Origin of the sequence: Streptomyces sp. BR123, assembly GCF_013401435.1 — a bacterium.
Taxonomy (GTDB): Bacteria; Actinomycetota; Actinomycetes; order Streptomycetales; family Streptomycetaceae; genus Streptomyces.
This window is the reverse complement of record NZ_JACBGN010000376.1, coordinates 1-6335: the sequence shown is the minus strand read 5'-3', so window position 1 is coordinate 6335 and position 6335 is coordinate 1. Positions and strand designations below refer to the sequence as shown.

The window sequence follows — 6335 nt, the reverse complement described above, 5'->3', positions numbered from 1 at the left end:
GGTCTGCGGGGTGGGTACCAGGATGCCGCGCGCGCCGGCGGCCCGGGCCGCTCCCAGGTCGGCGGCGATGTCGCCGATGAGGACGGTGTGCTCGGGCCGTACGCCGAGCCGTCGGCAGGCGGCGTGCAGCAGTCCGGGGGAGGGTTTGCGGCAGCCGCAGCCGTCGTCCGGGCCGTGCGGGCAGATCGCCCAGACGGCGAACGGCCCGAGCAGGTCCTCCACACGGGCGCGGACCGCTTCGACATGACGCCGGGTCAGCAGTCCTCGGGCGACGCCCGACTGGTTGCTGACGACGCCGACGGGGATGCCCAGGGCGCGTACGGCGGCGACGGCCTCGCGGGCGGTCGGCAGCGGCGCGACCAGGTCCGGGTCCCCGTTGTAGGGGACGTCGGCGATCAGGGTGCCGTCCCGGTCGAAGAACACGGCCTGGGGCAGGGCGTCCGAGCCGCCGCGGCGGGACGCCCGGCCGGCGGCGGCCGGGTGATGGCGTGCGGCCGGTCCGTCGAGGAGCCAGGGGTACGGCGGCAAGGGCGCCGGGCCGCGGCGCCGGGCGGCGGGGCGGCCGGTCACGACGGCACCGGTTCGGTGGTCCGGGCCCGCGCCGGAGGTGCTCCGGGCGGGGGGCCGTCGGGGTGCTGCCCGGTCATCGGGCGGGCCCGGCGGTGCAACCACAGTCCGCGCAGCCAGTGCCAGCACGCTGCGGGCGGGATCAGGACGCTGGTGGCCGCCATGGCGGCGACCTCGGCGCGGGTGCGGGGCCCCGGAGCGACGCGGGCCCAGGCGAACTCGGCGGTGCCGGCCAGCCATGCCGACGCGCACACCGCGGCGGCCCGGGGCCGGCCGAGGGCGGTGCAGCAGGCGGCCGCGACGGCGGCACCGGTGACCGCGAAGTGCCGGGGCAGCCGGCCGCGCGGTGCGGCGGCCCGCTGCCACCAGTCCCGGCCGTGGAGCCGGTTCATGAGGACGTCGTCGGCGTTGCCCGCTTGCGTCCGCAGGGAGATCCAGCGGTCGGCGGGCCGCACCGGGTGGCTGGTGCGGCGGTCCCCGGCGGCGAGGTCCCAGTCGGCGTCGAGGAGGCGCAGCGCGAGATCGGCGTCCTCCCGGAAGGCGCGGCGGAAGCGTTCGTCGAAGCCGCCGACCGATTCGAGGGCCTCCCGCCGGTAGGCCAGGTCCGCAGTGATCCAGAGGGCGGTGGCCAGCCCCGCCGTGTTGCGTTCCCAGTCGGTGGGCCGGCGGTCGGGCGGCAGCGGCACGCTGATCCGGGCGGTGACTCCGGCGGTCCGGGCACTGGCCCGAGCCAGGTCGCGGGCCAGTTCCTCGGCCCAGGACGGCCCGGGGACCACGTCGTCGTCGAGGAAGACGATCCAGGGGACCGGCCCGGCTGCCCGCCAGCCGGTGTTGCGGGCCGCGGCGGGGCCGCGGCCGCCGCCGCTGACGACGGTGGTGACGGGGGCCAGGGGGGCCGGCACGTCCAGGCCGGAGGCGTGGGGCTCCGCGCACCCCGGCGTGGCGCGGGTGTTCCGGTCGTCGACCAGGACCAGCCGTGACGGCAGGGGGCCGGGTGACCGGGCCAGCGCCTCCAGGCAGGCACGGAGGCTGGGGCGGCCGAGGGTGGGGATGACGACGGCGTAGTCCGGCACGGCGGGCTGCCGATCCGTGTCGGGGGGAGGAGATCCGGTGGGGCGGGTCATCGCAGCCACCCTTCGTCTGCCGGGCCGGAGGCGACTGCCGAGCCCGAGTGGAACAGTGCCCCGCGGCGCACGGCGTACGGGCCGATGGCGAGCAGGTCCACGGGGGAGGAGCCGAAGCATTCCAGTGCCTCGCGCGGCTCGTCGACCATCGGCCGGCCGGCGGTGTTCAGGCTGGTGTTGACGACCACGGGGAGGCCGGTGAGCCGCTCGAACTCGGTGAGCATGCGGGCGACCAGCGGTTCGGCGGCAGGGTCGACGGTCTGGATGCGGGCCGTGCCGTCGACGTGCACGACGGCGGGGATCCGTTCCCGCCAGGCGGGGTGGACGTCGTGGACGAAGAGCATGTGCGGGCTGGGCAGCGGTCCCTCGAAGATCCCGGCGGCGCGGTCGGCGAGCACCATGGGTGCGACCGGACGGAACTGCTCGCGCCCCTTGACGTCGTTGAGGCGTTCGAGGTTGCCGGCGTGCCCGGGGTGGGCGAGCAGGGAGCGGTGCCCGAGGGCGCGCGGCCCGTACTCCGAACGTCCTTGGAACCAGGCGACGACGGCGTTGTCGGCCAGGGCGCGGGCGACGGTCGCGGCGATGTCGGGGGGCCGGTCGAACGGGACGGCGGCGGTCTTGAGGATGCCTTCGAGTTCGGCGTCGGTCCAGTCGCGGCCCAGGTCGGCGCCGGGCATGGGCGCTGGATCGTCCCCTTGGCCGGCAGCGAGCAGCAGCGCTCCGCCGAGGGCGGTGCCGGCGTCGCCGGCCGCGGGCTGCACCCACACCCGGGAGAACGGGCCTTCCCTGGCGATACGGGAGTTGGCGACGCAGTTCAGGGCGACTCCGCCGGCGAGGGTGAGCACGCTGTCGCCGGTGCGGCCGTGCAGCCAGCGCACCAGGTCGAGGAGGGTCTCCTCCAGGACCGCCTGGGCGGAGGCGGCCACGTCCGCGTGATCCTGGGTCCACGGCTCGTCCGGGCCCCGGGGGCTGCACAGTTCGTGCCACGGCACACCGGTGGCGCGGAAGCCGCCGTCGCCGGTGGGGTGCACGTACCGGCGGAGCTCGGACAGCATCCGGGGCCTGCCGTACGAGGCGAGGGCCATCACCTTGAACTCGTCGGAGGAGCGCAGGAAGCCCAGGTGGGCGGTGAGCTCCTCGTAGACCAGGCCCAGGGAGTGCGGCAGCTCCTGTGCGAACAGGGCGTCCAGCCGGCTGCCGGTGCGCCGGGCGGCGAGGTGGGAGGACCGCTCACCGCGGCCGTCGAGAACGAGGACGCTGGAGCCGTCGGCATCGTCGGCGGCGAACGCCGCGGAAGCGGCGTGCGCCATGTGGTGGGGTACGAAGCGGACGACTGCCGGGTCCAGACCGGGCAGGGCGGTGCGCAGGAAGCCGGGGACCTCGCGGGCATAGGTCAGGCGCAGGTGGTCCCAGGGGTCGTCGAGGCCCATGTCGGCGGCCGGCCGGGCGAGGGACGGGTCGAAGGAGTAGGCCACCGCGTCGAGGTCCTGCGGGCGCAGGCCGGCCCGTTTGAGGCACCAGGCGGCGGCTTGTTCGGGCAGTTCCCAGGCGGAGAAGGGGACCGGCCGTTTGCCGTGCTTGCGTCGGGAGAACCGCTCCTCCTCGGCGGCCGCGACGGTGCGGCCGTCGACGAGGAGCGCCGCGGCGGGGTCGTGGAAGAGTGCGTTGATTCCGAGGATGCGCATGGGAGGCGGCCCCTTCTGCCTGGTCGTCGGGGTCAGTTGTCCGCGCGGGTCCGGAACCAGGCGATGGTGCGCCGCAGCCCGTCCTCCGCCGTCACCTGCGGCTCCCACTGGAGCTTGTCCCGGGCGAGGGTGATGTCCGGGCAGCGGACGGCCGGGTCGTCGGTGGGCCGTTCGATGAAGCGGATCTCCGAGCGGGACCCGGTGAGTGAGATGATGCGGCGGGCGAGCTCCAGCATGGTGATCTCGTCCGGGTTGCCGATGTTCACCGGGCCGCGCATACCGCGAGCGGCCATCGCGAGGATGCCGCGGACGGTGTCCTCCACGTAGCACAGGGAGCGGGTCTGCAGGCCGTCACCGGTGACGGTGAGGGGTTCGCCGGCGAGCGCCTGGCGGACGAAGGTGGGAACGGCGCGGCCGTCGTAGCCGCGCATCCGCGGCCCGTAGGTGTTGAACAGGCGGACGATCGCGGTATCGGTGCCGTGCACGCTGGATTCGGCGGTGGTCAGGGCCTCGCCGAAGCGCTTGGCCTCGTCGTACACGCTGCGCGGGCCGACCGGATTGACGTGGCCCCAGTACCGCTCGCTCTGCGGGTGTTCCTGCGGGTCGCCGTACACCTCGGAGGTGGAGGCGAGGAGGAAGCGGGCGCCCGCCCGGTGGGCCAGGGCAAGGGCGTTGCGGGTGCCGAGACTGCCGGTCTCGAGGGTGTGCACGGGCAGCCGCAGGTAGTCGGCGGGAGAGGCGGGCGACGCGAGGTGCAGGACCAGGTCGGGCGGGCGTGCGACTTCGAACGGCTCCACGACGCTGGCCTGTTGGAAGGTGAAGCCGGAGCGGTCGAGCAGGGCCGATATGTTCTCGACCCGACCGGTGCTGAGATCGTCCACGCAGGTGACCGCCGTGCCGGCGTCCAGCAGGGCGGTACACAGGTGCGAGCCGACGAAACCGGCTCCGCCGGTGATGACGGCGTGCTCCCAGAGGCGCGGGACTGCGCTGTCCATGAAAGGTCTCCTCGGAACGGGGGGCGGGCCACGGACGGCTGCTCCGGGGCATCCTGCCGCCGGCGGCGCCGCCTGGCGTGTCGGGAAGCGGCGGGGCCGGACCCGTGGATCCACTTCAGCCTGCGGCGGGCGGGCAGCTCCTGCACGGGCAGACGCGCATTCCGGTGAATCACCCTGCGTGACAGGAGCCGAGGCGGGGCGCCGGCGCCGTAGGGGGCCCTGCCGCCGCGGTGCACGGCATCGAAGCGCGCGCCGCGGGGCGGGCGTCCGTCAGGGCCGGCGCCAGCGGTCGTGGTCCAGGTGCGACCCGGCCATCGGCCCCATCCGCAACATGCCGCCGTCGACCGTCCACGAGGCGCCCGTGACGTAGGAGGCGTCGGGCCCGGCCAGGAAGGCGACCACAGCGGCGACCTCGCGGGCGTCACCCGGCCGGCCGGCGGGGACTCCCGGACGCGGTTCCGACCGCACGTCCCGGTCTTCCTGTCCGGTCATGGGGGTGGCGATCTCACCAGGGGCCACGCAGTTCACCGTGATGCCGTGCTCGGCGAGTTCGAGGGCCATCACCTGGCTGAGCAGGCCCAGTCCGCCCTTGGCGGCGCAGTACGGGGCAGCGCCCACGCGGGGCTGGTGCTCGTGGACCGAGGTCACGTTGACGATCCGGCCTCCGCCGCCCTGCCCGATCATGCGGCGCGCGGCCCGCTGTCCGCACAGCAGCGGGCCGACGAGGTCGACGTCGAGTACCTCCCGGACGGTGGCGAGGTCCAGTTCGAGGAAGGGCGTGGCCGTGCCGGTGCCCGCGTTGTTGACCAGGACGTCGATGCGGCCGAGTTCGTCGGCGAGACGGTCGACGACGTCGGCGGCGGCCGGGAGGTCCGTCAGGTTCAGCCGGGCGACGGCGGCCCGCCGGCCCCGGCCCCGGACCTCCTCCGCGGTGCGCAGGGCCCCCGCCTCGTCCAGGTGCCAGGTGATGCCGACGTCCATGCCGGCGGCGGCCAGCCGGACCGCGACGGCACGGCCGATCCCGGAGTCGGAGCCGGTGACCACCGCCGTGGTGGGGGCGAAGTCGAGTGGACTGATCACGGTGGTCTCCCTCACGGCCAGGAGGGCTCCCGGCGGGGCACCACGACCAGCTCGCCCAGCACGCTGCCGGGAGGCACGGAGAGCGCGTACAGCACGGTGTCGGCCACGATCTCTGGGCTCTGCAGCAGGCTGACGTCGGCGTCGGGGAACCGGTCCGTGATGAACGCGGTCTCCATGCCGCCCGCGATCACCCCGGTCACCCCGATGCCGGTGCAGTCGCGTTGGGCCTCCTTGAACAGGGTGTGGGTGAACGCGCGCAGCCCGGCCTTGCTCGCCGCGTACGGTCCGGCCTCCGTCCAGGTGCGGTTGGCCGCGGTGGAGAGGATGTTGACGATGTGGCCCCCGCCGGCGGCGACCATGCGGCGGTAGGTCTGCAGGCACAGGTACATCGGTCCGAGCAGATTGGTGGTCACCACCCGGGTGACCTCCTCCGCCGTCAGGTGTTCGACCGATTTGGACACGTCGACGGCAGCGTTGTTGACCAGGATGTCCACCGACCGGCCGTCTTCCTCGATGTCGCGCAGGACGGCGGCGACCGCGTCCGCGTCACAGACGTCCATCTCGACGAACCGGGCCCGGCCGCCGGCCACCACCACGTCGGCACAGAGCTGCTGGGCGAGGTCCTTGCGTACGTCGGCCACGAGGACGGACGCCCCGGCCGCGGCGAGCCGGCGTGCGATGGCCGCGCCCAGCCCGCGGGCGCCGCCCGTCACGAGTGCCTGCCTGCCCGACAGGTCCACCTGTACCGCGCTGCTCATGCTGTTCCCCTTCGTCGGTCCGGCCGGGAGCGGCAGCCTGCCCGGGCGGGCGGCAGCCGGCGGTCCCCCGGTACATCCCACTGTGGGCATCCGGGCCCGGGCGGGCGCGCGGGGTTAGGCCGGTGG

The 6335-nt window shown here is 74.9% G+C and carries 6 protein-coding genes; all 6 read right to left on the bottom strand.

All coding sequences use genetic code 11. The features are described 5' to 3' along the window. Positions 1–435 (bottom strand): HAD-IIIA family hydrolase (locus HYE82_RS33035; protein WP_256988003.1); only part of this gene is annotated, 435 nt, incomplete at its 3' end. A 131-nt stretch (positions 436–566) separates the two neighbouring features. Beyond that, the gene (locus HYE82_RS33030; protein ID WP_218783331.1) at positions 567–1691 is read right to left on the bottom strand and encodes a glycosyltransferase; all 1125 of its coding nucleotides are present in this window, start codon (positions 1689–1691) and stop codon (positions 567–569) included. After that, positions 1688–3376 (bottom strand): carbamoyltransferase C-terminal domain-containing protein, encoded by a 1689-nt coding sequence (locus tag HYE82_RS33025; protein WP_179177897.1) that lies wholly within the window; start codon positions 3374–3376, stop codon positions 1688–1690. Before HYE82_RS33025 ends, HYE82_RS33030 begins: the two co-directional genes overlap by 4 nt. Positions 3377–3408: 32 nt before the next feature. Beyond that, positions 3409–4371 carry an NAD-dependent epimerase/dehydratase family protein gene (locus tag HYE82_RS33020; RefSeq protein ID WP_179177896.1) on the bottom strand — a complete coding sequence of 321 codons (963 nt, stop codon included), beginning with the start codon at positions 4369–4371 and terminating at the stop codon, positions 3409–3411. A gap of 270 nt (positions 4372–4641) precedes the next feature. Then, a complete protein-coding gene (locus HYE82_RS33015) occupies positions 4642–5451 on the bottom strand; it encodes an SDR family oxidoreductase (protein ID WP_309144531.1) in 810 nt (269 codons plus the stop codon). 11 nt (positions 5452–5462) lie between these two features. Beyond that, entirely contained in the window at positions 5463–6209 is a 747-nt protein-coding gene (locus HYE82_RS33010; protein WP_179177894.1) for an SDR family oxidoreductase, read from the bottom strand. Positions 6210–6335 lie beyond the last annotated feature (126 nt).